Consider the following 22226-nt stretch of genomic DNA (forward strand, 5'->3'; position numbering starts at 1 on the left):
CTTCGAGAGGCCCTATGACCCTCCCAGCCCACGTTTCGAGTATGGCAACAGAATACGCCAACGACGTACTCGTCACGGCTGAGTGGGTCGAAGACCGACTCGAGGAGTTCCAGGACGACGATTCCGACCTGCGACTCGTCGAGGTCGACGTCGACACGGAGGCCTACGAGGACGAACACGCGCCGGGCGCGATCGGGTTCAACTGGGAGACCCAGCTTCAGGACCAGACCACGCGGGACATCCTGACGAAGGAGGACTTCGAGGACTTACTCGGTTCCCACGGCATCAGCGAGGACTCGACGGTCGTCCTCTACGGCGACAACTCGAACTGGTTCGCCGCCTACACCTACTGGCAGTTCAAGTACTACGGCCACGAGGACGTCTACCTACTCGACGGCGGCCGCGAGTACTGGCTCGAGAACGACTATCCGACGACGGACGAGGAGCCGAACTTCTCGGAGACCGAGTACGACGCTGCGGGTCCACGCGAGAGCATCCGGGCCTACCGCGAGGACGTCGAGAACGCGATCGAACGCGGCGTTCCGCTGGTCGACGTTCGCTCGCCCGAGGAGTTCAGCGGCGAGATCCTCGCCCCGCCGGGACTCCAGGAGACCGCCCAGCGCGGCGGCCACATTCCCGGCGCGAAGAACATCTCGTGGGCGGCCGTCACGAACGACGACGGGACGTTCAAGGACTACGACGAACTCGAGGACCTCTACGCCGACGAGGATATTGACGGCGACGAGACGACCGTCGCGTACTGCCGTATCGGCGAGCGTTCGTCCGTCGCGTGGTTCGCGCTGCACGAACTGCTCGGCTACGAGGACACCGTCAACTACGACGGTTCGTGGACCGAGTGGGGTAACCTGGTCAACGCGCCGATAGAGAAGGGCGAGTAACGCGACATCGTCCCCTAACCGGCCCGTATTTTCCTTTTTTGAACGGTCGCTAGCCACGCCTCGAGCTATTCGGGTCCGTTCGATCGGCCATAAAATAACGGTCCGCGCCCGCGGTGGGTGCTACTCGAGTCGGGGTACGGACGTCTCAGTCGAGGTACTCCGACTCAAGGTCGGCTGGCGTGATGACGTCGATGTCGGCGTCGTCGATCGCCGACAGCGCGGCTTCGATCTCGTCGACGGAGTCGCCCACGTTTCGGTAGGAGAGCGTCGCGATCAGACGCTGGTCGGCGGCCCACTCGAGCAGTTGCTCGACGTCGTCGCCATCCGGGTTGGTCGTGCGGGGGGCGAGATGGGGGTTGCTGAGGTGGCCGTGGCCCGTGTAGCTACTCGCGAACGCCACGTCGGAGTACTCTTCGGCGAGTTCGACGGCGCTCTCGTCGTAGCGGTTGAGACCGTAGGAGTAGTAGCCGGCGTCGAAGCCGTTGTCCTCGAGCCACTCGGCCGCGTTGGCGAGTTCGTCTTCCTGTCCGCCTTCGTCGTGCTGGGTGAGGTTGGTTCCCGTCGCGCCGGCGCTCGCGATGGTCCAGCCGTCGTCCTGGAGGCCCTCGAGGTCGTCCTGCGAGAGGCGACCTTCGCTGCCCACGTAGTCGGTGGCGACGAACACGGTTCCGGGCACGTCGTACTCGGCGAGCAGCGGGGCGGCCTCGCTGGCGACGTCGTCGTAGGCTTCGGGGAACTGGACCATGACGGCTCCCGTCTCGGGGCGCTCGACGAAGTGGTAGTCGTCACACCACAGGGACAGTTCGCGCTCGCCGGCCCAGACGGAGATTTTCGTGTGGTCGATCGAACTCAGGTCCGGGTCGCCGTCGGTGTCGACGACGCCGAGGTCGCGGTGAGCGAACGGCCCCGCTTCGCGGACGCTACACTGGAGGAACAGCCGGTCGCCGTCGGTGTCCGTCAACTGGATCGTCGGGCTGACGTCGTGATCGCTCGCGAACGCCAGCGCGGGGAACTCGGTGGAGAGATCCCGCGGAGTGTCGAACTCCCGCTTGATCATGACGCGTTCGCCGTCGCCGTCGGATTCCATTCGGGCGGACTGGGAGCCGGCGTAGACGCGGTCTTCGTCGGCGCTGAGCGATCCTTCTTCGACCGTCCACTTGTCGAGGTCTTCGAAGTCGTCGAACGCGCCGGGTTCTTCGTCCACGGGATCGGAGGATCCGTTGTCGTCACCGTTACCGTCGTCGCTGTCGTCGCTTTCGGAGTCGGTCAGGGCGGAACAGCCGGCGACGGTGACCGCCGCCGCTGTCGCGAGGTATGCTCGTCGTTTCATTCCGATCGAAGACTGTTCGCCATCAATGATTGTTATGACTGCTCTAGAGTCTCGATTCCGTGAGTAACGGCTGTCTATCGACTCGAATGGGGTCCCTACCCTCCCCGTGAAACCGAGTGACTGCAACCGAACGACTATAACTCGAGTGAGCGCGGTCGCGACACATCTAACTCGCGGGCGAGCGAAACACCCACCATGACCGACGCTGGCGCGTTCGTCGACACCGTCCGTGAAGAAAACCAGACCGCCCTCTCCCGACTCGGTTCCTCGAAGTCCCTCTACGCCGAGACCGGCGGCGACATCGACACCGAACCGGTTCTCCGTGCGACAGCGGACGCCGAATACGCGGCCTGGCAAACGTTCAGCGGATGGGCCGAGGACGCAAACGGGGAGGCTCGCGAGGCCTTCGAAACCACGGCAGCGGAAGAACGAGACCACTACGAAACAGTTCTCTCCCACCTCGAGACCGATGAATACGACCCGGAGACCCTCCCTGCACTCCACGAGTATCTCCGCGGCCTCGAGTCGACGGTCGAGCGAGTCGGCGGATTGATCGGTCGCATCGTCGCGAGCAAACGCTCGAAAGAACAGGTCGTCGGCTACTTCGTCGGCGACGCGGATCCACAAACGGCGAGCGTCTTTCGCGAGTTCGGTTCGGATCTGGACGACCAACTCGAGCGCGCACAGGTTCTCGTCGAGTCCGTTTGCGACGACGAGTCGGACCGCGAGCGCGCGCTCGAGGCCGCGACGGGTGCGATCGAGGCCGCCTACGGCGAGTACGTCGAGAACATGGAGGAACTGGGCGCGAATCCGAAGCCGGTCTGCTGACGTCCCGTCGTCGCTCAGACGCCCTCGAGCGTCTCTCGGTACGCGTGAATCGACTCGAGGGCTTCCGCGATCAGGTTCGCGACGGCACCGCCTTCTTCGTCCGCAATTTCGGTGAGCACGTGCTCGTGACGCGCGAGTTTGCCGTGATCCGGTCCTCGGTTCGCGTCGGCGAGGGATTCGAACTGCGAGGACTGGCTTTCGAGACGCTGTTTCGTTTCGTCGTCCGACGCTGCGTTGGCTGCTTCTTCGAGTGTCGACGCGGCGCGCTCGAGGGTGGTTCGTGACATACGATCCGATTCGCTCGTCGGCGATAAAACAGTTTCACACCTGAAGGTCACGCTGGCAAACCCGGATGACGAACCGCTGGTATGCGCCGACTCCTCGGTGTCTCACTCGAGGCGTTCGATCCGACCCTCGAGTGCGAGGTCAGCGACCCCGTCGGCTACCAATCCGGCGACCGTGTCGTGAAAATTCGTTCGATAACTCGCCGGTCCGGCGTACTCGCGCTCAGCGGCTTGCTCGCCCGCGATACCGAAGGCAAGCGTGGCGTGGATGGCGGCAGTCGTCGGGTCCTCGAGTGCGCCCCGGAAGACGGCGACGGTCGCGCCGAGCATACAACCGGTGCCGACGACCGCGGCGAGCATCTCGTGGCCGGCGCTGAGCCTGATCGCCCCGTCTGCGGTCGCCACGACGTCTTCGACGCCGCTCGCGACGACCGTCGCGCCGGTCGACTCGGCGAGCGACTGCGCCGCTGTCTCGATCTCGTCGTACTCGCCGACCGATTCGACGCCTCGCACCTCGGCGTCGACGCCCGCGAGCGCGCTGATCTCGCCGTAGTTGCCCTTGACGACCGAGAAGTCGACCGCCTCGAGGAGCGACTCGGCGACCTCGCCTCGAGTCGGGGTCGAGCCGACGCCGACGGGGTCGAGGACGATCGGAATGTCGTGTTCGGCTGCGGTCTCCGCCGCATCGTGCATCGCCTCGACTTTCCCCTCGGGTACCTGGCCGGTGTTGAAGAGGATCGCGGCCGCACCGGCGGCCATCTCGCCGGCGTCGCCGGGCGAGTCGGCCATCACCGGAAGCGCGTTCCAGTGAAGGGTGAGGTTCGCGACGTCGTTCATCGTCACTTCGTTCGTGAGGTGCTGGACGAGTGGTGAGGTTTCGTCGATCGCTCGCAGCGAGTCGCCGAGTTCGGCCCCGGTGACGCTCGAGGGAAGTGTGCTAGTCATCGAATATCATTCAGTCCTCGACTGTCTTCGCCGTTTCGACCGCCTCGGCGAGTGCGGCCGTCGCGGCCGCCGGGTCCGTGGCGGCCGTAATTTCGGAGATGACGGCGACCCCGGTGGCCCCCGCTTCGACGACGGGTCCGGCGTTTGCGGCCGTGATTCCGCCGATTCCGACGACGGGAATCGAGACGCTGGCCACGATGTCGGCGACTCGCTCGGGTCCGACGCCGTCCTTCTCGGCGGCGACATCCTTCGAGGTCGTGCCGTAGATCGTTCCGACGCCGAGGTAGTCCGCACCGTCCGCCTCGGCTTGCCGGGCCTCTCCGAGCGTCGAGGTCGAGCAGCCGACGACGGCGTCGGGATCGAGAAGATCACGGACGGCGGCGACCGGGAGGTCCGATTGGCCGACGTGGACGCCGTCGGCGTCGATCGCCCGTGCGATGTCGACCCGGTCGTTGACGATCAGGTCCACACCCGCCTCGGCAGTCAGTTCTCGGAGTTCTCGCCCGAGTTCGTATCGGAATCGAGCGTCGGTGCCCTTTTCGCGGAGTTGAATCGCGTCGACGCCGCCGTCGATCGCCGCGCGAACGATCTCGAGGGTTGTCCGTCCCTCCGAGAGCGACGCGTCGGTCACGAGATAGGTGTGCCAGTTCGAGACAGTCATATCGGAGCCTCTGTCCGCCGAGATAAAAGAGACGATGGTCCACGTTCGAACCCGATAGACGCCCGATCGCTTCTCAAGCTGCGTCACTCGAGCGCCGAGGTGGGGCGAGTTTCCACGTCGAGAGCGCCGTGTTTCTCGACGATAGATCGTGGAATGTCTTCGAGTGCGTGGAGTTCGCGTTCGAAGAACTCGCGATTGGCACGCATCGTCTCCTCGTCCCACTCCCACCACTCGAGGGCGAGAAGCGCTTCCCTGACTCCGTTCGGAAATCGCCAGTTAATGCGTTCGGCTGGAACGCCGGCGACGACGGCGTAGGGGTCTACGTCGCTGGTGACGACCGATCCAGCGCCGATGACCGCGCCGTCGCCGACCGTAACGCCCGAGAGTATCGTCGCTCCGGTGCCGATCCAGACGTCGTTTCCGACCGTGATCGGGCCCTCCGCGGTCGGGGGTAAGTCGCTGTCGAGAACCTCATCGTAGAATCGAATCTGCATCGACGGCTGACTCATCCGGTGGTTCGTCTGTTGAAACGTCGATTCCCTGGCTATCGCACAGTACTTCCCGATCTCGACGTCTCCAATGAGATCGCAGTTCGGTTCGAGGTTCGTCCGCTTTTTGACGGTGACGTCGCCCCCGAGTACACACCCTCTGCTCAGGCGCGTCTGTGGCTCGAGTGTGACTTCTCCGCGGAGTAAACAGCCCATCGAGATTCGTGCCGACGGGGCGATATCGAGCGTCACCGACTCGGCGTAGCGATTGAGTAGTTCGTGTGTTGGAGGCGGGTATCCGAGTAGCGACACCGATCGTTCCACGAGCATACCGAGGGACATATCGCATGGACGACGAGTAGATAAATATCACTTGTCCACCTTTGTTGAACACTTTTCAAAAAGAGGGGTTCAACCGGCACGATAATTGTTCAGAGAGACATAAATTGCCTGTCCGATGAGGTGTGGAGATTCGTTGAACTGCTCCTCACTCACGCCGACGTTCCGACGTTCACCTCGTGATTTTCGCTCCCACCAACTCACTGTCTACTTTGTCATTCACTCGCTCGCATGTGCGTCTTCCTCGAGGACGCGCTCGCCCGCCCGAATCATCGACCGCCCGTCGTCGTCTTCGCGGACGGCTGGGAACGGTCGAATCGGATCCGGGTCGTCCGCTTTCTCGGTGAGTTGTCGACGCCACCAGGCGACGTCGTACCACTCGTCTTCGATGTAGCCCATCGCGGGGAAATCGACGGCACGTTCGAAGCCGAGTCGCTCGTGAAACCGTTCCGTCTCGGGATTGGGAACCGTCGTCACCGCGTACGCGTCGCAGACGCCCTGTCGCTCGAGCACCGCGAACAGGGACTCGTAGAGCGCTCGACCGACGCCCGCCCGACGCGTCGATTCGTCGACGTACACCGAGAGCTCGACCGTCCACTGGTACGCTCGGCGCTTTCGCAGTCGACTCGCGTAGGCGTAACCGACGACGTCCTCCTCGAGTTCACAGACGAGCCAGGGGTAGGTCTCGAGGGTCGACTCGATGCGCTCGGCCATCTCGGCGTCGGTCGGTGGGGTCTCCTCGAAGGTAACTGGTGAGGATTCACAAAATGGTGCGTAAATGTCACGAACGTCGGTCGCGTCCGCCGGTCGTGCGATCCGAATTCGGGGATCGGCGTTCATACTCGAGCGTTTTCGGGAGCCCTGATAAGCGCGCGGGAACGCTCCGATACGAGTCGGTCGCCGGTCGCCGATCACTCGGACCTGCGTGCCCGAATCCAGCGGTGGAGCCGTCCAACGTACCGTTGCCCCCCGGCGTACCCTCGCCGCCACGTCGTCGGTCGGAGCAGATACCGGAGGCCGAGTCCGGCCATCGTCACCCAAAAGACGAGTGCCTGCCAGACTCGAGTCGCCCGTTCGGAGTGGCGCACCGCTGGAATCGTTACGAATACGCCACAGGCAAGGCCGAGTACAGCGCCGATAGCAGGCACCGAAAGCGGGTGAAACACCTCGAGTGCACTCGCCAGGAGTGCGAACCCAGAGGCTGCGAGCCCGCCGTTGAGGACGAGGGGACGAACTGCCGTGGACGGTTTCTCCGCGACTGCGAGGGCCCGCCCGAGACGGATCAGCTGCCACCCGCCGAACGTTCCGAGTGCGGCCCCGAGTAGCAAGACGGCGTCCGGATCGGCGCTGCTCGCGACGACTGCGAGTGCACTCGAGACGACCGCCACCGAGAACGCGATGGTCGCGTGTCCGCTCTCGACTCGAGTGAACACCCACTCGATAAGTGCGAGGAACGCCAGCCCGACGGCGATTCCGACGACGATATCGACCAGATAGTGGACGCCGAGTGCGACGCGCGAGAGGCCGACGAGCGCGATGATCGCCGCTGCGCCGCCCAGTCGTTGACGAGACGTTCCGATCGACAGTCGCCGGGCGAGACTGACGTAGACGACCGTGGTCATGAGCGCGTGCCCGCTCGGGAAGCCGTAACCACTGGCCATGGCCGTCGCCTCGTACACCGGCTGAATCAGGCCGGGAAGCGCCTCGAGCGCCACGAGCGGCTGCCCGGGCCGTGGGAGTGCGAAGACGTGTTTCAGCGCCGTAATCACGGCGAGTCCGGCTATCGTGAGTCCGATGATAATCGCGCTGTCCTCGCGGTTGTCCGCGGACAGCCAGTACAGTGCACCCACGAGTATTGCGAGAAACCAGACGTCGCCGAGTTGCGTTAGGAGTGCAACGAGGAGGGCCGCCCACTCCGGAACGAATTCCTGTATGGGTTCGAACTCCCCGATTCCTCTGGACATAGCGGACACTACGGTAGACGATCACTAATCGGTATCGTCTCTGTATCACTTCGGGAACCCTGGCGAAAACGGACGATTCGAACGCGGCGCTCGGCGAGTACACTACTGTGTTCGCCACGGGTACGCCGTCACTTCTTTTCCCTCAGGTCGACGTTGGGTTCCGCATGGACGACCGCTCACAGCAGTTACTGGAACTCGACGACGACGAAACGGACGCGCTCGCACAGCGAGCACGCGAGTCCGAGTACGTCGACCGACTCGAGACGTTCCTCGTCGACGAGCGCGGCGTCGACGTTCCGGCCGAGAACACCCGCGCGTTCGAACGACGTGACGGCCTGCAGGTCGTCTCCGTTTCAGCGGACTCGAGCGTCGAGGACAGGCCAGCCGTCTCGATGACGGTCCACTTCGACGACGGCGACGTTGTGCAGGCGACGACCGAGCGTCACGACCCGGTTGCCGAAGGCACCGTCGAACTCGCGTTCCCGACCGAACTCGCCCCCGACCCGGAAGCCGCGGTGACCGACATCCTCGAGCCGGAGGGCCAGTCCGTGACCGTCACGGTCGACGAGGTTGACGACGTCACGGTGTATCTGATAACGTTGTAGCGAAAGCGGATAAACTCGAGTACGTGTGCCGAAAAGAGCGCACAACAGCGAAAATCGCTCGGCAACCCGAACCCGTTCAGTGACCCTGATCGTGCGGGTTCAGTGCCGTCCCGTACTGCTCAGCGTGGTCGGTGTAGTCGATGAACCGCGGCGCGTCGGGGTCGAACGGCCGCTCGAGACTCTCGAAGGCCTTCTTCTTGTCCCAGCCCTGGAGCTTGCCGACCGCCGACTTGTCCTCGAGATCGTGGTAGTCGAGTTTCGGTTCGGTGAGCTCCCACGCGTCGACGCCCTGCTCGGTCCGGAGGATGACGCTCGAGTACTCGTCGGAGCTCCCGACGGAGCCGACGGTGATGTCCGAACAGAAGCCGGTAAAGTCCGCACACTCGTCACAGCCTTTGAGCGCGGCGTCGTGGAAGTTCTCGACGTCTTCCTCGACGATCATGTTGCCGTCGTGGTCGTAGACCATCATCTTGCCGTGGAGCACGTCCATCTTGCCGATCTCGTCGGGTGAGATGTCGCGTTTTTCCTCCAACTGCTCGCCCATGAGGCTGTAGTAGTTGAAGTTCTTCGTACACATGAGCGAGATGGTGTAGTCGACGGCTCGGATGCCCTCGTTCTGGGCCTGATAGTCCCACTCGAAGTCCTGCAGGGCGCGGATGCCCTCGATCTCACACGGCGTGCCGACTAAGGCGAGCGAGAGTTCGTCCCAGTCCTTGTCGGGAAGCTTGTGCTCCCACTGTTTTAGGTCGAGGTTGCCGAGCGCGAGCGTCTGGTTGTAGACCGTGCCCGCGTTTTCGATCAGTTCTTCTTCCGTTGTCGCGAGGAAGCTCTCCGCCTTCCAGGCTTCCTCCTCGCTCTCGGTCGCGATCAGCGCACCGTCGATTTCGCCTTCCTCGAGCAAGGTCGCGAGGATGCCGGTCACGACGCCGCCGTCCTGTGCGCCGTCGGTCCAGTCGTCGTCGACCTTCGCCGAGAACTCCGTAATCGGGTCGCCGGCACCCTTGACGTTGTCCTCGCCGCCGGTGATCTTCCACTGGCGTTCATAGCGCATGCCGCCGCGGGGACAGAAGTCCCAACAGAGCGAACAGCCGGTACACATCTTGACGAGTTCCGGCAGGTCGTCCTCGCCGACGCCGATGGAGTCGGAGGGACAGGCGGCGACGCAGGTCCCACACTGGATACACCGACCCTCGTCGATGACGGCCTCGTCCAGTTCCATGAACCAGGTCTTCTCGTCCGGCGTCTCGATGTCGTTCATCTCCGAGCGAATCGAGTACTCCGGCGTGTCGAGGTCGACGCCGTCTGGCACGCCGACGCGCGTATCCGGCGAGTCGTCGTACACGTCCTGACTGACGTTTTCAGCGGGTTCGGTAAACTCGAGGTCGCCGAGTTCGCCCATCTCGTCGACGTTCGCCACACCCGCACCGTCTGTCGCAACGCGCTGGTCCTGTGACGACGTGTCCGGGCCCTGCGGTGACGAATCCGCGGTCTTCTCGCCGCACGAACAGGTGTTCGGCGAGCAACTGCCGCCGCTGGCGTCGTCTGCACTAGTCTGAACTGCACCCTCTCGAGCGTGGTCCGTTCCCTCTCGGGATCGCGGCGCTGCACTTCCCGATTCGGGGAACATGACTGCCTCATCGTCGTCGGTGTTCGACTCAGGAACGGCCGGGAACGTTTGCTCATCCTCGCGGCTCGCGTGTCGCTCCTCGCTCGCGGTTTCACCGCTCGCATCATCGAGGTCCTCGCTCCGCTCGGCCCCCGCAGCTCCCGCTCGCTTCTTCGAGGACTCGCTTCGCTCGTCCTCGCGGTCAGTCCCCATGGGCAACACCTCCAGCAACCGGGGCCTCGGCCCCTTGCATGATCGTCCGGAGACGCCCGTTGTCGACGCGGCGACACCACTCGTAAAACTCCTCGCCGTCGTGACGGTCGGCGTTGTAAGCCTCGAACAGTTGCTCTAAGGCCGGGATCACGGAATCGGCGGGAACGGCGCTCTCGATCCAATCGAGGAACTCATTGTCAGCGCCGAGTGAACCACCGAGGCCGAAGTCCATGCCTTCGACGATGTCGGATTCGCCGTCTTCGTCGATCTTGACGGTCTCGCCACGGAAGCCGATGTCCGCGATCTGGGGCTGAGCACAGGACGCCGAGCAGCCGGACATGTGCATTCGGATGGCCTCGATATCGTCGGGGACGTCGATTCGCTCGTCGAGTTCGCGAGCCCAGCGCTTGGTTCGCTTTTTGGTCTCGATGATCGCGTAGTTACAGAACTCGCTGCCGGTACAGCCGACGGCACCGCGAGAGAACGCGCCGGGATCTGGCTGGTAGTCCGCGGCGAATGGCTCGGCGAGGAGATCCTCGACGTTCTCCTCGGGGATGTGGCTGATGAGGAAGTTCTGGTCGGTCGCGAGGCGTACGGAAGCGTCCGCTGTGCCGTACTTTTTGGCCGCGCGAGCGGCCTCGGCGAACTCGGTGCCGCCCATTCGGCCGGCGACGACGTTGAAGCCGACGTACTGCAGTCCGCCCTGTTTCTGGTCGTGGACGCCGACGTGGTCGCCCTGGTAGCCGACAGTCAGGTTCTGACCCGCAGTCGGGAACTCGAGGCCGGTTCGGTCGCGGATCGCTTCCTCGAATTTGTCGGGGCCGAGTTGCTCGACGAGGTATCGCATGCGGCAGACGCCGCGGTTGTTTCGGTCGCCGATCTCTTTGAACGTCTGTGCGACGGCGCGACAGAACTCGACGGCGTGTTCCGGCTCGATGAAGAGGTCGAGTTCCGAGCCCATTCGCGGGCCGTCGGAGAGGCCACCACCGACGCGGGCGTGAAAGCCGTAGCGATGTTCACCCTCGAGTTCTTTCTTCGCGGGGACGAGTCCGATATCGTTGATCTGAGACTGCGCGCAGTCGTGTGCACAGCCCGTGATCGTGAGCTTGAACTTCCGCGGGAGGTTTGCGTACTCGCGGTTGCCCGTGAAAAACTCGGAGACGGCGTCGACGACCGGCTGTGCGTTGAAACACTCGTGGTCGTCGAGTCCGGCAGCGGGACAGCCGAGGACGTTCCGGGCGGAGTCGCCACAGCCCTGAACCGTCGTCAGGCCGACTTCGTCGTAGCGGTCCCACATCTCTGGCACGTCTTCGACACGAATCCAGTGTTTCTGGATGTCCTGACGGGTCGTGATATCGAGGTAGGCGTCGCCCCAGAGTTCGTTTTGCTCTTCCCCGCCGTACTCCTCGGGTGCGACGGCCAGGTCGTCGGTTACTTCGCCGATGACCTCGGCCTGTTCGGGCGTGAGCTTTCCGCCCGGAACCTTCGTCCGGATCATGAAGTAGCCCTCCTGTTTCTGGGCGTACATGCCGGCCCACTTCAGGCGCTCCCACTCGCCGTCACCGGCTCGCTCTTCGATTTCTTCGAAGGAGAGCCTGTCTTCTGCGTATTCGTAGACGTCGTCGATCACGTCGAGGGGGTGTTTGTTCTGTTTGTACTGCTCCGTCGTGTTCATCTGAACCACCGCCGGTGCGTCCACCGAGTGGCAAGCACTGTGTGCGGCGTCTCTCGTACGGTCATCTAGTAGCAAGTACTCACACCCGAACCCTATACCAGCCTGCAATTCGGCGAATCCTGACGTCGGTCCGTTCCACCAGCAACTCTTGCCTCATTCGGATCGACGTGCTACTCACTGCGACCCAAATTTACTGTAAATCGCAACTGAGACGCACCGATCCAGTCGTACCCGGAGAGAACTGTCATCGGTAGCGGTCACAATTGCCGATACGAATGCGGACGACTCGCGTCGAGTACCGACCCCCGACCGTCGTCCATGTCTCTCAGCAACGGCTGTATCACTCGAGAAACGACGATTCAAAGCCGAATTCGGCGTTACTCCGAACACGCGACGACGGTACCGGTCTCCCCACGCGGATCGGGTTCGAACTCGGGTTCGTCGGCGATACCCTGATTTCGTGCCCGAATCGTGACGTTTTCGTCGATATAATAGGTAACGCGCGTCCCTCGTTCGGTCGGGTTCGACCCCTGTGAGGTCGCCGTCGTATAATCGTAGACGATCGACACCACCACCGCCTCCGTCTCCATCTCTGCATCCGACTCGACATCTGGGTTCCCCTCGATTTCGGTCATCCGATTTCGCTCCAGATCGAAGTGCACGTCGTGTGCTTCCGAGCCGTACTCCTCGAGGAAGGCGTTTTGCCGATAGGCCTGCTCGAACTCGAGTGCGTACGTCTCGGCGTCGTCGCTCACCGACTCCGGTGCCGTGGGATACGAGACTCGCTCGAGCGCCTCGCCGGCTACGGGTTCCTCAGGATCCGGACGGTCACGGTCACCACAGTCGTACTCGTCGGGTGAAACCAACTCCGCATCGTCGTCATCTGTGCGTGCGAGTTGTCCGTCGAAACAACCGGCGAGGGCCGCTGTAACCGGCAGTACTGACGACAGGAGGGACCGACGAGTCCGGGGAGTTCGCATACTGTAAACTAAGTTACCTGTATTATGGGCTTTTCGTTTACTCGCTCGCTCGTGATTGTCACTCGTGGACTGGTACGGTCTCTCGACGATCGAAAAATAGGGCCGGGTTCGACGGCTACACGTCGTCTTCGAGCAACCGATCGATCATCTCGTCTGGATCGAAGCGCTCGATGTCGTCGTAGCCCTGTCCGACACCCAAGAAGAGAATCGGCTTCCCGGTGACGTGAGCGATCGAAATCGCGGCACCGCCGTTCGAGTCGGCGTCGGCCTTCGTCAAGATTGCACCGTCGATTTCGGCAGCCTCGTCGAACTCGCGAGCGCGATTGACCGCGTCCTGTCCGGCGACCGCTTCGTCGACGAACAGCGTCATATCGGGGTCGACGACTCGACCGATCTTCTCGAGTTGGTCCATCAGCCCTTCGTCGGTGTGGAGTCGCCCCGCCGTGTCGCCGAGCACGACGTCGATGTCGTTGGCTTCGGCGTACTCGACGGCGTCGTACAACACGGCGGCGGGGTCGCCGCCTTGTTCGTGACTGATGAGTTTCGTGTCGAGCGCGTCCGCGTGCTCTTGGATCTGCTCGTTCGCTCCGGCGCGGTACGTATCGCCGTTCGCCATCACTGAGGAGTACCCTCGTTCCTCGAGATACTGACTGAGTTTGGCGATCGACGTCGTCTTTCCGACGCCGTTGACGCCGGTGAAGATGATCGTGACCGGCGCGTCCTCGGCCGCGAGGCGTTCTTCGAAGTCGAACTGGCCGACGCTGATGACGTCGTAGATCGCGTCGTGCAGTGCTTCCTCGACGACCGCACCCGTCGAGGTCGTAAACGTCCGCGTCTCGCCGATCAGTTCCTCGCGAATGTTATCGAGAATTTCTTGGGCGACTCCCATCTCCACGTCACTCGAGAGCAACGCCAACTCGAGTTCCTGGAGTGGCCCCTCGAGGTCTTCTTCCTCGATGACGAACTTGCCCTTGACGAGCGAGCGCGCTTTCGCACCGAAGCCGGTTCCGTTATCCTCGTCTGCGTCCGCTGTGTCGGCGTCTTCAGTGCCGTCTGCGACCGAGGCACCTGCTGCGTCCTCGGTCTCGACGGCCCCGGTGTCGTCGGCATCCTCGACAGTTTCGCTTTCCGGTGTCTCCTCGCCGTCGACGTCCGGTTCCTCGTGGATCGGTTCCGAGGCCTCGTCGACGGTGTCTGTGTCGGAGGCTTCAGACGCCGCCGGTGTGCTGTCGACAGTCTCGGTCGAAGCGTGCTCACCCTGAGGCTCGTCCTCGAGCGCTGATTCGCTCGTCGCGATAGCTGTCTCGTCGCTCGCAGTCGCCGTTTCCCGCGTCTCGGGTGCATCCGCCGGCTCGTGATCGTCTTCTCGCGCGGTGGGTTCGTCTCCAGTCGACTCCGTAGTCGCCGCTGGGGCGTCCGACGTCTCGGGTGCTGTCGTCTCTTCGGCAACCTCGGAGTCTTCGTCCTCGAGTTCTTCCTCGTCGTCGACTTCCTCGACGTTCTCCTCAGCCGCCGCTTCGGCGTCTTTGCGGAAGCTCCCGAGTTTCTCCTTCAAATTATCGAACATGATGCGGATAGTCGCCCGACGTTATTCGTCGGGGTTCTGGCCCTGCATCTGTTGCATCTGCTGTTGCATCGCCTGCTGTTGGAGCTGTTGGGCCTGCTGTTCGAGTTCGTCACTTTCGGACTGCAACTCAGAAATCTCGCCGTTGACCTCGTCGATTCGGTCGTCGAGATTCTCCTGTTTGCTCTCGAGGGCGTCGATTGCGTCGTCCTGTTCGAACTCCGCGGCGTAGTCTGCACCGAGTTCGACGATCACTTCGTCGATGTCCTCGACCGTCGCGCGAAGGTAGGCACCGCCGCCGACCGGAACCTGCACGGTCGATCCGGTCTCGAGCGTCTCGAGCGCCTCGGTTGCCTCGTCGGCTTCGTCTTTTTGTTGTCGGATCGCTTCGACGTTCTGCTCGAGCGTTTCGATCTCCTCTTCGATCTCTTGAAGCTGCTGTGAGAGTTGCTGAAGCTGTTGTTGACTCATCGTTGTGCCACCTCCTCGAGGTCGATTTCCGTTCGCTTGAGTCCGTGTTCGCTCCCGAACTGGGAGAGCGCGTGTTCTCGAGCGACGGATTCGTTTACTGCGTCGATCGTCGTTTCGAACGACGAGTACCCGTCGCGGTTCTTGAACCGGCCGGTGACCGTATATTGATTCATGTCTCTCACTCCGGCAGGCAGTCGGAAGAATCTTCCCTTCCATCGGAGTCAGGAGTGTTCGACTTCCGACATTGATCGCCTCAGATCTGTCCGGGCTGTTGGCCGGACGGGTCGCTCGACACCGACTTCGACCCTCGCTTTCGCGAGGCGAGGTTCTGCGGGTCGATCCCGTCGAACTGTGGTGGCAGTTCGCCGCCGTCTGCGTACTGGTAGAGCGCCGTTTTCGCGATCGCCGTCGCAGCCGTGTGGACGACGACGAGCGCGCCCAACAGGAGAACGGTCACGGCGACCGAGTAGGGCAATACGCCACTGGGGTCCTCGAGGAAGAATAGCGGCGCCCCGATTCCCGTCGCGAGGACGACCAGCGCGAGCGGAACGATCACGAGGCCGATGCCGAGGCTGACGCCGCCGACTTCGCCCCACGTCTCGCGGAACGTTGTGACGCTCTCGCGCATCGACTCTCGGACGCCACCGTCCTGAAAGACGATCACCGGAACGATGAAGAACGTCATCGCAAACCAGGCGAAGCCGGCGATACCGCGAGCGATCTGTGCACCCAGTCCGTCTCGGCTCTCGAGAGCCTGGAAGATGAGGCCGACGACTGCACCGACGACGCCCCACGCGAGAATCGTTCGGTGGGACGCCCACGCGCCGGCGAGTCCGTCTCGGACGCTCGTCTCTTGGCCCTGAAACAGTTTTCCGACGGAGTGGACGAGCGCCGCGCTGAAGAACGTCGCCACGGCGGTCGCGACGAACATCACGCCGAAGGAAGCGAGGATTGCGACGACTTGAAACACGCCGTCGACCGTGCCGTCGGACGCGCCGGTGAACTGCTCGAGGACGCCGACGCCGATGCCGGCACCGACCAACGCGACTAGGAGACCGGCGATGAGGAGGGCGATTCCGACAGTCCACGTGAGCCCGTACAACAGCGGGAACACGAGCAGCCACTTCTCGCTGCGAAGGACGCCGAACGACGCTTTCGCGATCGTGAACCCGGTCTTGATCCGGGCGAAGATTGATTGGAGGACCATACATTTCACTTCACTGTTCACTCTTATAACTCTTCAGGAGCGGTTCGCTACTGCGAGTGTGCGCCGGTTTTGGGCTTCGTTCGACGCACGTCGTCGCACCTGAACTCGCCTGTGGCAAGCACCTGAACTCGCCTGTGGCAACGAATTTTGCGCTGGCGCACGCACGAACGAGTATGAGTCAACTCGAGCCAGCCGAATTACTCCCGAGCGAGCGCATGCAAACGCAGGTCCTCGAGGGCGAGGTGACCCAGATCCACCGCGGCCACCGCTACGCCGAGGTCGGCGACACGTTCACCATCGAGGGAACGACGTTCGAGGTGACTGACGTAACCGAACGAACGCTCGGCGACCTGACCGACGCGGACGCCCAGGCAGAAGGGATGGACGACCTCGAGTCCTACGAGCGACTTCTCGAGCGCGCACACGACTCCTTCGAGTGGGACGACGACAGCGACGTCGTTCGCCACCAGTTCGAACCCAAGGGCCACGAATAGCGCCGTTGGGAAGCGGAGACTCGAAGCCTCGAGCGGTGTCGTCACTACCGTCCCAACTGAAACGGATCACACGCTGCTCGCCAGACGGTTTAGCGATCAGGTGTACACTGACGTGCAGTGGCTACTATCGCCATTCGAGAAATCGAGAACGGGCGATCCAGCCCGTGAAAATGGGGAGTCACTCAAGATAGCCGAGCGCGTCTTCGATCCGGCCCAGCTCGGGTCCGGTCGTATCCTCACCGATGACGTAGCCGGCTTCGTTCGCGATCAGTCCGGAGCCGACAAGCGGTGCACCGTAGTTGACGGTGCCGACGTCGGCGCGAACGTCGAGTGCGTCCTCGAGGAAGTCGAGTTCCTCGTCGGTCGCTTTCGGGTGACAAAGCACCCCGGCGTTGGTCGCGACGGCGGCGGTGCCGACGGTGCGAACGCCCGCGAGGTCGCCGCGTTCGACGGGCACCTCGAGCGTGTCTTTGATCGTTTGGATCGTTTCCCGAGGGAGGTCCGGATGGACGTACGCGCCGTAGTCGTTCGCGAGGACGACGTTCCCCGCGGCGTTGATCTTTCCGGAGAGTTCCGTCACCGGAACGTCCACTTCGTCCTCGAGTCGTTCTCGTTCGTATTCGAGAATACGAGAACTGACGAGGAGTCCGTTCTCGTTACCCGTCGCTAACGCGCCGACCGTCGAGGAGCCGCCGACGGTCGTCTGAATTGCGGGCACCTCGAGTTCGTCGGTCAGGTCAGCGACGGTGTCGTCGTCGACGTCCGGTCGAACGAGCACGCAGGTGTCGGTCGCACGGGCGAAGACGCCGACGTAGGCTGACCCGACGAAGGCGAGTCGTTGCAAATTTAGTCGGCGACCTCGGCCTCGACGACGGCCTCACCGTCTTCGTCGAAGCGAGCCGCACGAACGCGAAGTTTTCGTGGCGGGTTGGAACGACCCTGTGACCACACTTCCTCGTTGATCGAGGGATCCAGTCGGATCGCCCCCTCGTCGACGGAGAAGTGTTTCGCGAGGTGTTCGCGGATGAGTCGCATCGCGAGGTCTGCGGCCTCGTGGTTGGCTCCTTTCTTGACGTCGCGCAGGGGAACGGTTACGACACGTTCCTCGAAATCACTTGCACTCATCGTTACTCGTCAGTGTCGTTACGCCGCCAGTTGCGTCGCTTTGGGTTTCGCTGGACTTCCATGTCCGTCTTCATCATAACCCACGCCGGAACGCGGCTGTTCTGGTTCTCGAGTTTGGCAAGACGCTTTTTCTTGCCCTTCGTTTTCTTACCCATAGTAGGCGGACGTAGCCCGCGGTGGCTTAAAATGTTGTCCATCTCGGCGCCAGCGTGCGAAGGCGACCCCACGCGGCCGTGTAGCGATCTCCGTGCGCTCGCGTCGGTCGGTCATTCGCCGTCTCGTGCGTCGCTCGTTCGTGCCCTTTCACTACGCTCGGTACCTCCCGATTTCTGGAGAGATGGTCGCTCTCGAAGTCCGATTACTCGAGCGAGAACGAGTCGACACTCGAGTACGTCGGCCCGTCGTCGGTGAGTGTGCTCTCGGTCAGGTGAATCGAATCGACGTGCATCTCTCCCACCGTCGGCTCGTGCTCGCGGACGACGTCCTGGACGAGTTCTTTCCCGCCGGCGTGGTCCATCCGCGCGAGCGTCACGTGGGGCGTGAACTCGTGGGATTCCGGATCGAATCCCATCGCGACCGTCCGCGACTCGACGGCTTCCTGGAGGCGCGTGAGTGGGTCGCCTCCAGCTTCGACACCGAGCCAGACGACGCTGATGTACTCGAGGCTCGGGAACACGCCCAGCCCGCCGAAGCGGACGGAAAACGGCTCGACGGACGCTTCGGAAACGGCAGCGGCGAGTTCGCGTCGGAGTTGACCTAGCCGGTCGTTGTCGACTTCGCCGAGGAATTTGAGCGTCACGTGTGCCTGTTCGGGATCGGTAAAGCGAAGCCCGCTCGCGTCGCGAAACTCGTCCTGAACGGTCGAAACCGACGCCGCGAGGTCGTCGGGAAGGTCGACGCTCACGAACAGTCGCATGTGCTGTCCGTAGGAGCGAATGCCTTTTCAACGATTTGGCGGTGGGGTGGGTTTCCCCGTCTCCTCACTCCTCGAACTCTCCCTCGAATTCCTCCTCGAGTTCGGAGAAATCTTCGATGACGTGGAAGCTGATTAGCTCTCCTGGCCCTTCCTGTGCGATTCCGACCACGAGTCGCTCCTCGTCCGGGTCGTCGACAGTGACGGTGTCGGTTCGTTCTGGACCGAGCGGAGTGTCGTTGTCGTCGCCGTCGTCGCTGTCCTCCCCGTCGTCCGCTGACTCGCCATCGTCACTCGCCTCGTCGGGTTCGTCCTCGAGTTCGACGCTGACCTCGTACTCGCCGGCATCGGACCAGGTATCGTCGTAGAACGCGGCCGCCTCGTTGTCCTCGTCGTCGCCGTCGCGGTCTCGCTCGAGGTCGAACGATTCCTCGAGTGCGACCTCGCCGTCCGGGTCGACGATTTCGATCGTGCCGGTAATCGGCTCGTCAGCGCCGTTGAACACGTTCACCTCCTCTAAGGTCATATCTGCGAGGAAGTCGACGGCGCTCGAACAACCCGCTACGGAAGCCACTGCCGCGGTGGTCCCGACGGTAAGAACGCGTCGTCGAGTGAACTGTCGTGAAACGGGGCGGTGCGTACTCGATGTATCGGGCGCCGGTGTCGGTTCGGAGGGGTTATCACGCGGAGACATTCGAGTTGTCGTACCAGCATGTTATATTAAATTCCTGCTATTTCCCCGTTCACTTACCAACACCAGTACCTCGAGAAAACAGACGATAGCTCAGTTTCGCTCCACTCTCGTTCGGACTCGACGAAACTGCTCGCACCGCAACAGGCGAACGCCTATTCGACGGTTTCATCGCTCGTGTTACCCCCCTCCTCAGAGATCGACTCGGCCGAACCGTCGATAGCCGAGTGCGATCGGGACGCCGATCCAGAGGCCCAGGACGAGCAGTGCCGTCCAGGAGTTGACGAACCACGGCGCGTCGGCCGCGAGATGCGCCCTCGAGCTATTGAACTCGAAGAGGCTGCTGACGAGGTGTCTGTACGCTTCGCTCGGTGAGAGGAGTTGCGCGAAGACGGCCCACTCGGGGAGGTCGTTCGCGACGGACAGATCGTAGCGATACAGGGCGACGGCGAACTCGTTCACTAACACGACCCATAGCTGGTCGAGAACGACGTAGGCACCGATCGAACCGAGTAGGACGCGTCGACCGGCCGTCGTCGACATCGAACAGGCGAGGGCGATGGCAACGAACGCGACCGTGTAGAGGACGCTCACGGCGATGAATGCCAAAAACGCGAGCACCGCGACAGACTCGTAGCGTCCCATGCCGACGACGCCGGCGGCGAGGAGGCCGACGGCCATCGGGATCACGATTACGAGCGAGCGCCCGATCAACTTCCCGAGGACGAAATCCAGTCGGGATTGGGGGAGTGAGAGCGCGAGAACGATCGTTCCCGAGGTGCGCTCGTGGAGGACGGCTTTGTACCCGACGACGAGTGCCACGATCGGCATCAGCCACGTCAGATCGGCGTACACGTTCTCGACGAACTCGTCGAACGAGCCAGAACTCGAGGCGAACGCGACGTGTCCGACGACGAACACCCCGACGAACACGACGAGTAAGAGTCCGATCGTCCGCGAGCGAATCGCGTCGCGAACGTCCTTTCGTGCGCTCGAGCGCCAGTTCATGCGAACTCACCGGTGTGTGAGGTGGATTCTTCGGTCATAGGTCGGTAGTGGAAAACCACAGGTAACTGAGCGTGAGCGGCACGACGAGCCAGGCGACGAACGCGACGAGTGCGAGCCACTCGCTGAAGTACCAGGCGTCGGAGCCCGCTGTGGTTCCCGAGCCGCCGGCGATGAGACCGTCGACGATCCGGGTGTACAGCCGCACTGGATTCAGGCTGAAGACGAACGCGAGTGCGTCCGGCAATCCGCCTTCGATCATGCCGATCGTCTCGAGGCCGTACTCGAGGCTGGATTCGACGGTGCCCCAGATAGCGACGAACAGGCCGTAGCTGCCGAACGCACCGATGGTCGCGACGTGTTTCGACGACGTGAGCATGGAAATCGAAACGGCGAGGCCCGTAAAGATCACGCCGTAACAGACGGTCACCACGACGAAAGCGATGTACCAGCCGAGCGAAAGCGAGCCGAAGGGGTAGACGACGAGCGCTCCGGCGACGGCCAACGCGGCGACGAGCGCCGTCGCGAACACCAGCGAGCGGCCGACGACTTTGCCGACGACGAGGTCTCGCCGACTGTAGGGAAGTGAGAGCAACAGCGTCAGCTTCCCGGACGTTCGTTCCTCGACGATGGCCCCGTAGCCGAGCACGACGCCGATCAGCGCCAGGAGGTAGTTGATGCTCTCCGTCAGAAACGAAAACCCCGCGAATTCGCGGGTCGTGATCGAGCCACCGGTGACTTCCGGGAAGAGATAGCCAGCCAACACGCACGCGCCGGCGAGCAGCCACAGGAGCCACCTCACCGCTCGCGACTCTTTTGTCGTCTCGAACTCGGTACGTGCAATCGTCACCCAGGACATTAACGATTTCCGTCCGTGTACTCGACGAACATCTCCTCGAGCGACGCCTCTTCGGTCTGGAAGTTCTCGACGTCGACGCCGGCGTCGTTGAGCGCGACCAGTACGTCCATCTTCGCGTCGTTCGAACAGGTGACTTCGACCCGATTGTCCGCTTCTTCGAGCCAGGCGTGTTCGACGCCCTCGAGCGATTCGATTCGCTCGAGAACGCCTGCATCGCAGCGATCGACGGTGATCTGGAGTTTCGTTCCGCCGCCGATCGATTGCCTGAGCCCGGAAATCGTATCCGTCGCGACGAGTTCGCCGCCGTAGAGAATGCCGACGCGGTCACAGACAGCTTCGACTTGCTCCAGGATGTGACTCGAGAAGAAGACGGTCGCCCCGCGTTCGTTCTCCTCGCGGATGATCGTCCGAATCTGCTTGATTCCGTGTGGGTCGAGGCCGCTCGTGGGTTCGTCGAGGACGAGTAGGTCCGGTTCGCCGACGAGGGCCATTCCGAGGACGAGTCGCTGGGACATTCCCTTCGAGTAGCCTCCCGCTGTCTGATCGGCGGCGTCGTGGATCCCGACCCGCTCGAGGACGTCCATCGGATGGACGTCGGCGTCTTTGGCCTCGATGGCGTACTCGATGTGCTGACGACCGGTCAGTCGGTCGTAGACGGTGTAGCCGTCGGGAAGGACGCCCATTCGCGCTTTCGCGTCGACTCCGTTTTCCTGGCAGTCGTGACCGAAGATGGTCACCGCGCCGGAATCCGGGTGAGCGTAGTCGAGAAAGACGTTGATCAGCGTCGACTTCCCCGCGCCGTTTGGTCCCAAAAATCCGAAGATTTCGCCCTCGTCGACCGTTAGATCGACGCGATCGAGTGCCCTAACGGTCCCGTAGCGTTTGGAGACGTTCTCGACCGTAATTGCAGCCATATCGCAACATAGTAAAAACTATCCTATAACTTTTACCTTTACTGAACCAATCTCATCTGTGATTTAACCGTCCTCCTAACGGCTCGTCTGTGTGGCACACGTCGCGACGAATCGTAATCGGTCGAACGGACAGGGGTAACACTCGAGGTCGCAGCCCTTAACAGTC

At 62.6% G+C, this 22226-nt stretch carries 26 protein-coding genes; 4 read left to right on the forward strand and 22 right to left on the reverse strand.

The features are described 5' to 3' along the window. The first annotated feature begins 41 nt into the window (after positions 1-41). Entirely contained in the window at positions 42-899 is an 858-nt protein-coding gene (locus BB347_RS12740; RefSeq protein ID WP_076583900.1) for a sulfurtransferase, read from the forward strand. A gap of 145 nt (positions 900-1044) precedes the next feature. On the opposite strand, the gene BB347_RS12745 is transcribed toward BB347_RS12740, so the two are convergent. Next, positions 1045-2229 (reverse strand): polysaccharide deacetylase family protein, encoded by a 1185-nt coding sequence (locus BB347_RS12745; protein WP_076583835.1) that lies wholly within the window; start codon positions 2227-2229, stop codon positions 1045-1047. A gap of 195 nt (positions 2230-2424) precedes the next feature. Between BB347_RS12745 and BB347_RS12750 the strand changes: the two genes are divergently transcribed. Beyond that, positions 2425-3057, forward strand: a complete 633-nt coding sequence (locus tag BB347_RS12750) for a rubrerythrin family protein (protein WP_076583837.1) — start codon at positions 2425-2427, stop codon at positions 3055-3057. A 14-nt stretch (positions 3058-3071) separates the two neighbouring features. On the opposite strand, the gene BB347_RS12755 is transcribed toward BB347_RS12750, so the two are convergent. The 6 genes from BB347_RS12755 to BB347_RS12780 all read right to left on the reverse strand — a co-directional run bounded on the left by BB347_RS12755 (position 3072) and on the right by BB347_RS12780 (position 7738). Continuing rightward, entirely contained in the window at positions 3072-3344 is a 273-nt protein-coding gene (locus BB347_RS12755) for a DUF7553 family protein (protein WP_076583839.1), read from the reverse strand. A 102-nt stretch (positions 3345-3446) separates the two neighbouring features. Next, on the reverse strand, positions 3447-4286 hold the full coding sequence (thiM, locus tag BB347_RS12760; protein ID WP_076583840.1) for a hydroxyethylthiazole kinase: 840 nt from the start codon (positions 4284-4286) through the stop codon (positions 3447-3449). 10 nt (positions 4287-4296) lie between these two features. After that, entirely contained in the window at positions 4297-4947 is a 651-nt protein-coding gene (gene thiE / locus BB347_RS12765; protein WP_076583902.1) for a thiamine phosphate synthase, read from the reverse strand. 83 nt (positions 4948-5030) lie between these two features. After that, positions 5031-5777, reverse strand: coding sequence for a CatB-related O-acetyltransferase (locus BB347_RS12770; RefSeq protein WP_076583842.1), 747 nt, complete (start codon positions 5775-5777; stop codon positions 5031-5033). Positions 5778-5993: 216 nt separating this feature from the next. Beyond that, positions 5994-6614 carry a GNAT family N-acetyltransferase gene (locus tag BB347_RS12775; protein WP_076583843.1) on the reverse strand — a complete coding sequence of 207 codons (621 nt, stop codon included), beginning with the start codon at positions 6612-6614 and terminating at the stop codon, positions 5994-5996. Between the two features lie 71 nt (positions 6615-6685). Beyond that, on the reverse strand, positions 6686-7738 hold the full coding sequence (locus BB347_RS12780; RefSeq protein WP_076583845.1) for a phosphatase PAP2 family protein: 1053 nt from the start codon (positions 7736-7738) through the stop codon (positions 6686-6688). 164 nt (positions 7739-7902) lie between these two features. On the opposite strand from BB347_RS12780, the gene BB347_RS12785 reads away from it, so the two are divergent. Continuing rightward, positions 7903-8343 (forward strand): hypothetical protein, encoded by a 441-nt coding sequence (locus tag BB347_RS12785; protein ID WP_076583846.1) that lies wholly within the window; start codon positions 7903-7905, stop codon positions 8341-8343. 76 nt (positions 8344-8419) lie between these two features. Here BB347_RS12785 and BB347_RS12790 read toward each other — a convergent pair whose 3' ends face one another. From BB347_RS12790 to BB347_RS12820, 7 genes are all read right to left on the reverse strand, one after another. After that, the gene (locus BB347_RS12790) at positions 8420-10162 is read right to left on the reverse strand and encodes a Coenzyme F420 hydrogenase/dehydrogenase, beta subunit C-terminal domain (RefSeq protein WP_076583848.1); all 1743 of its coding nucleotides are present in this window, start codon (positions 10160-10162) and stop codon (positions 8420-8422) included. Then, positions 10152-11837 (reverse strand): nitrite/sulfite reductase, encoded by a 1686-nt coding sequence (locus tag BB347_RS12795; protein WP_076583904.1) that lies wholly within the window; start codon positions 11835-11837, stop codon positions 10152-10154. The genes BB347_RS12790 and BB347_RS12795 overlap by 11 nt, the downstream gene beginning before the upstream one ends. A gap of 377 nt (positions 11838-12214) precedes the next feature. Continuing rightward, entirely contained in the window at positions 12215-12817 is a 603-nt protein-coding gene (locus tag BB347_RS12800; protein ID WP_076583849.1) for a hypothetical protein, read from the reverse strand. Between the two features lie 115 nt (positions 12818-12932). Beyond that, positions 12933-14384, reverse strand: a complete 1452-nt coding sequence (gene ftsY / locus BB347_RS12805) for a signal recognition particle-docking protein FtsY (RefSeq protein WP_076583851.1) — start codon at positions 14382-14384, stop codon at positions 12933-12935. 21 nt (positions 14385-14405) lie between these two features. Then, the gene (gene pfdA, locus BB347_RS12810) at positions 14406-14852 is read right to left on the reverse strand and encodes a prefoldin subunit alpha (RefSeq protein WP_076583852.1); all 447 of its coding nucleotides are present in this window, start codon (positions 14850-14852) and stop codon (positions 14406-14408) included. Further along, a complete protein-coding gene (gene rpl18a / locus BB347_RS12815) occupies positions 14849-15025 on the reverse strand; it encodes a 50S ribosomal protein L18Ae (protein ID WP_076583854.1) in 177 nt (58 codons plus the stop codon). Before rpl18a ends, pfdA begins: the two co-directional genes overlap by 4 nt. Before the next feature lie 80 nt (positions 15026-15105). Beyond that, complete coding sequence (locus BB347_RS12820) at positions 15106-16059, reverse strand: DUF6159 family protein (protein WP_076583856.1); 954 nt, start codon at positions 16057-16059, stop codon at positions 15106-15108. A gap of 173 nt (positions 16060-16232) precedes the next feature. Between BB347_RS12820 and BB347_RS12825 the strand changes: the two genes are divergently transcribed. Then, a complete protein-coding gene (locus BB347_RS12825; protein ID WP_076583857.1) occupies positions 16233-16553 on the forward strand; it encodes an ASCH domain-containing protein in 321 nt (106 codons plus the stop codon). Positions 16554-16731: 178 nt separating this feature from the next. Here the strand turns inward: BB347_RS12825 and BB347_RS12830 are convergent, their stop codons facing one another. The 8 genes from BB347_RS12830 to BB347_RS12865 all read right to left on the reverse strand — a co-directional run bounded on the left by BB347_RS12830 (position 16732) and on the right by BB347_RS12865 (position 22060). After that, on the reverse strand, positions 16732-17397 hold the full coding sequence (locus BB347_RS12830; RefSeq protein WP_076583859.1) for a translation initiation factor IF-6: 666 nt from the start codon (positions 17395-17397) through the stop codon (positions 16732-16734). A gap of 2 nt (positions 17398-17399) precedes the next feature. After that, entirely contained in the window at positions 17400-17678 is a 279-nt protein-coding gene (locus tag BB347_RS12835) for a 50S ribosomal protein L31e (protein WP_076583860.1), read from the reverse strand. A gap of 2 nt (positions 17679-17680) precedes the next feature. Continuing rightward, positions 17681-17833, reverse strand: coding sequence for a 50S ribosomal protein L39e (locus BB347_RS12840; protein ID WP_006092547.1), 153 nt, complete (start codon positions 17831-17833; stop codon positions 17681-17683). A 203-nt stretch (positions 17834-18036) separates the two neighbouring features. Then, on the reverse strand, positions 18037-18594 hold the full coding sequence (thpR, locus tag BB347_RS12845) for an RNA 2',3'-cyclic phosphodiesterase (RefSeq protein WP_076583861.1): 558 nt from the start codon (positions 18592-18594) through the stop codon (positions 18037-18039). 64 nt (positions 18595-18658) lie between these two features. Next, the gene (locus tag BB347_RS12850) at positions 18659-19165 is read right to left on the reverse strand and encodes a hypothetical protein (protein WP_236995952.1); all 507 of its coding nucleotides are present in this window, start codon (positions 19163-19165) and stop codon (positions 18659-18661) included. A 309-nt stretch (positions 19166-19474) separates the two neighbouring features. Then, a complete protein-coding gene (locus BB347_RS12855; RefSeq protein ID WP_076583864.1) occupies positions 19475-20290 on the reverse strand; it encodes an ABC transporter permease subunit in 816 nt (271 codons plus the stop codon). 34 nt (positions 20291-20324) lie between these two features. Further along, on the reverse strand, positions 20325-21146 hold the full coding sequence (locus BB347_RS12860; protein WP_076583865.1) for an ABC transporter permease subunit: 822 nt from the start codon (positions 21144-21146) through the stop codon (positions 20325-20327). Beyond that, the gene (locus BB347_RS12865) at positions 21146-22060 is read right to left on the reverse strand and encodes an ABC transporter ATP-binding protein (protein ID WP_076583867.1); all 915 of its coding nucleotides are present in this window, start codon (positions 22058-22060) and stop codon (positions 21146-21148) included. The genes BB347_RS12860 and BB347_RS12865 overlap by 1 nt, the downstream gene beginning before the upstream one ends. Positions 22061-22226 lie beyond the last annotated feature (166 nt).

Source organism: Natronorubrum daqingense (assembly GCF_001971705.1).
Taxonomy (GTDB): Archaea; Halobacteriota; Halobacteria; order Halobacteriales; family Natrialbaceae; genus Natronorubrum; species Natronorubrum daqingense.

What these genes read in the sequence shown, in the direction of transcription:
- BB347_RS12740 (WP_076583900.1), top strand. Translation starts at nt 42, where the DNA reads ATGGCAACAGAATACGCCAACGACGTACTCGTCACGGCTGAGTGGGTC.
- BB347_RS12745 (WP_076583835.1), bottom strand. Translation starts at nt 2,229, where the DNA reads ATGAAACGACGAGCATACCTCGCGACAGCGGCGGCGGTCACCGTCGCC.
- BB347_RS12750 (WP_076583837.1), top strand. Translation starts at nt 2,425, where the DNA reads ATGACCGACGCTGGCGCGTTCGTCGACACCGTCCGTGAAGAAAACCAG.
- BB347_RS12755 (WP_076583839.1), bottom strand. Translation starts at nt 3,344, where the DNA reads ATGTCACGAACCACCCTCGAGCGCGCCGCGTCGACACTCGAAGAAGCA.
- thiM (WP_076583840.1), bottom strand. Translation starts at nt 4,286, where the DNA reads ATGACTAGCACACTTCCCTCGAGCGTCACCGGGGCCGAACTCGGCGAC.
- thiE (WP_076583902.1), bottom strand. Translation starts at nt 4,947, where the DNA reads ATGACTGTCTCGAACTGGCACACCTATCTCGTGACCGACGCGTCGCTC.
- BB347_RS12770 (WP_076583842.1), bottom strand. Translation starts at nt 5,777, where the DNA reads ATGTCCCTCGGTATGCTCGTGGAACGATCGGTGTCGCTACTCGGATAC.
- BB347_RS12775 (WP_076583843.1), bottom strand. Translation starts at nt 6,614, where the DNA reads ATGAACGCCGATCCCCGAATTCGGATCGCACGACCGGCGGACGCGACC.
- BB347_RS12780 (WP_076583845.1), bottom strand. Translation starts at nt 7,738, where the DNA reads ATGTCCAGAGGAATCGGGGAGTTCGAACCCATACAGGAATTCGTTCCG.
- BB347_RS12785 (WP_076583846.1), top strand. Translation starts at nt 7,903, where the DNA reads ATGGACGACCGCTCACAGCAGTTACTGGAACTCGACGACGACGAAACG.
- BB347_RS12790 (WP_076583848.1), bottom strand. Translation starts at nt 10,162, where the DNA reads ATGGGGACTGACCGCGAGGACGAGCGAAGCGAGTCCTCGAAGAAGCGA.
- BB347_RS12795 (WP_076583904.1), bottom strand. Translation starts at nt 11,837, where the DNA reads ATGAACACGACGGAGCAGTACAAACAGAACAAACACCCCCTCGACGTG.
- BB347_RS12800 (WP_076583849.1), bottom strand. Translation starts at nt 12,817, where the DNA reads ATGCGAACTCCCCGGACTCGTCGGTCCCTCCTGTCGTCAGTACTGCCG.
- ftsY (WP_076583851.1), bottom strand. Translation starts at nt 14,384, where the DNA reads ATGTTCGATAATTTGAAGGAGAAACTCGGGAGCTTCCGCAAAGACGCC.
- pfdA (WP_076583852.1), bottom strand. Translation starts at nt 14,852, where the DNA reads ATGAGTCAACAACAGCTTCAGCAACTCTCACAGCAGCTTCAAGAGATC.
- rpl18a (WP_076583854.1), bottom strand. Translation starts at nt 15,025, where the DNA reads ATGAATCAATATACGGTCACCGGCCGGTTCAAGAACCGCGACGGGTAC.
- BB347_RS12820 (WP_076583856.1), bottom strand. Translation starts at nt 16,059, where the DNA reads ATGGTCCTCCAATCAATCTTCGCCCGGATCAAGACCGGGTTCACGATC.
- BB347_RS12825 (WP_076583857.1), top strand. Translation starts at nt 16,233, where the DNA reads ATGAGTCAACTCGAGCCAGCCGAATTACTCCCGAGCGAGCGCATGCAA.
- BB347_RS12835 (WP_076583860.1), bottom strand. Translation starts at nt 17,678, where the DNA reads ATGAGTGCAAGTGATTTCGAGGAACGTGTCGTAACCGTTCCCCTGCGC.
- BB347_RS12840 (WP_006092547.1), bottom strand. Translation starts at nt 17,833, where the DNA reads ATGGGTAAGAAAACGAAGGGCAAGAAAAAGCGTCTTGCCAAACTCGAG.
- thpR (WP_076583861.1), bottom strand. Translation starts at nt 18,594, where the DNA reads ATGCGACTGTTCGTGAGCGTCGACCTTCCCGACGACCTCGCGGCGTCG.
- BB347_RS12855 (WP_076583864.1), bottom strand. Translation starts at nt 20,290, where the DNA reads ATGAACTGGCGCTCGAGCGCACGAAAGGACGTTCGCGACGCGATTCGC.
- BB347_RS12860 (WP_076583865.1), bottom strand. Translation starts at nt 21,146, where the DNA reads ATGTCCTGGGTGACGATTGCACGTACCGAGTTCGAGACGACAAAAGAG.
- BB347_RS12865 (WP_076583867.1), bottom strand. Translation starts at nt 22,060, where the DNA reads ATGGCTGCAATTACGGTCGAGAACGTCTCCAAACGCTACGGGACCGTT.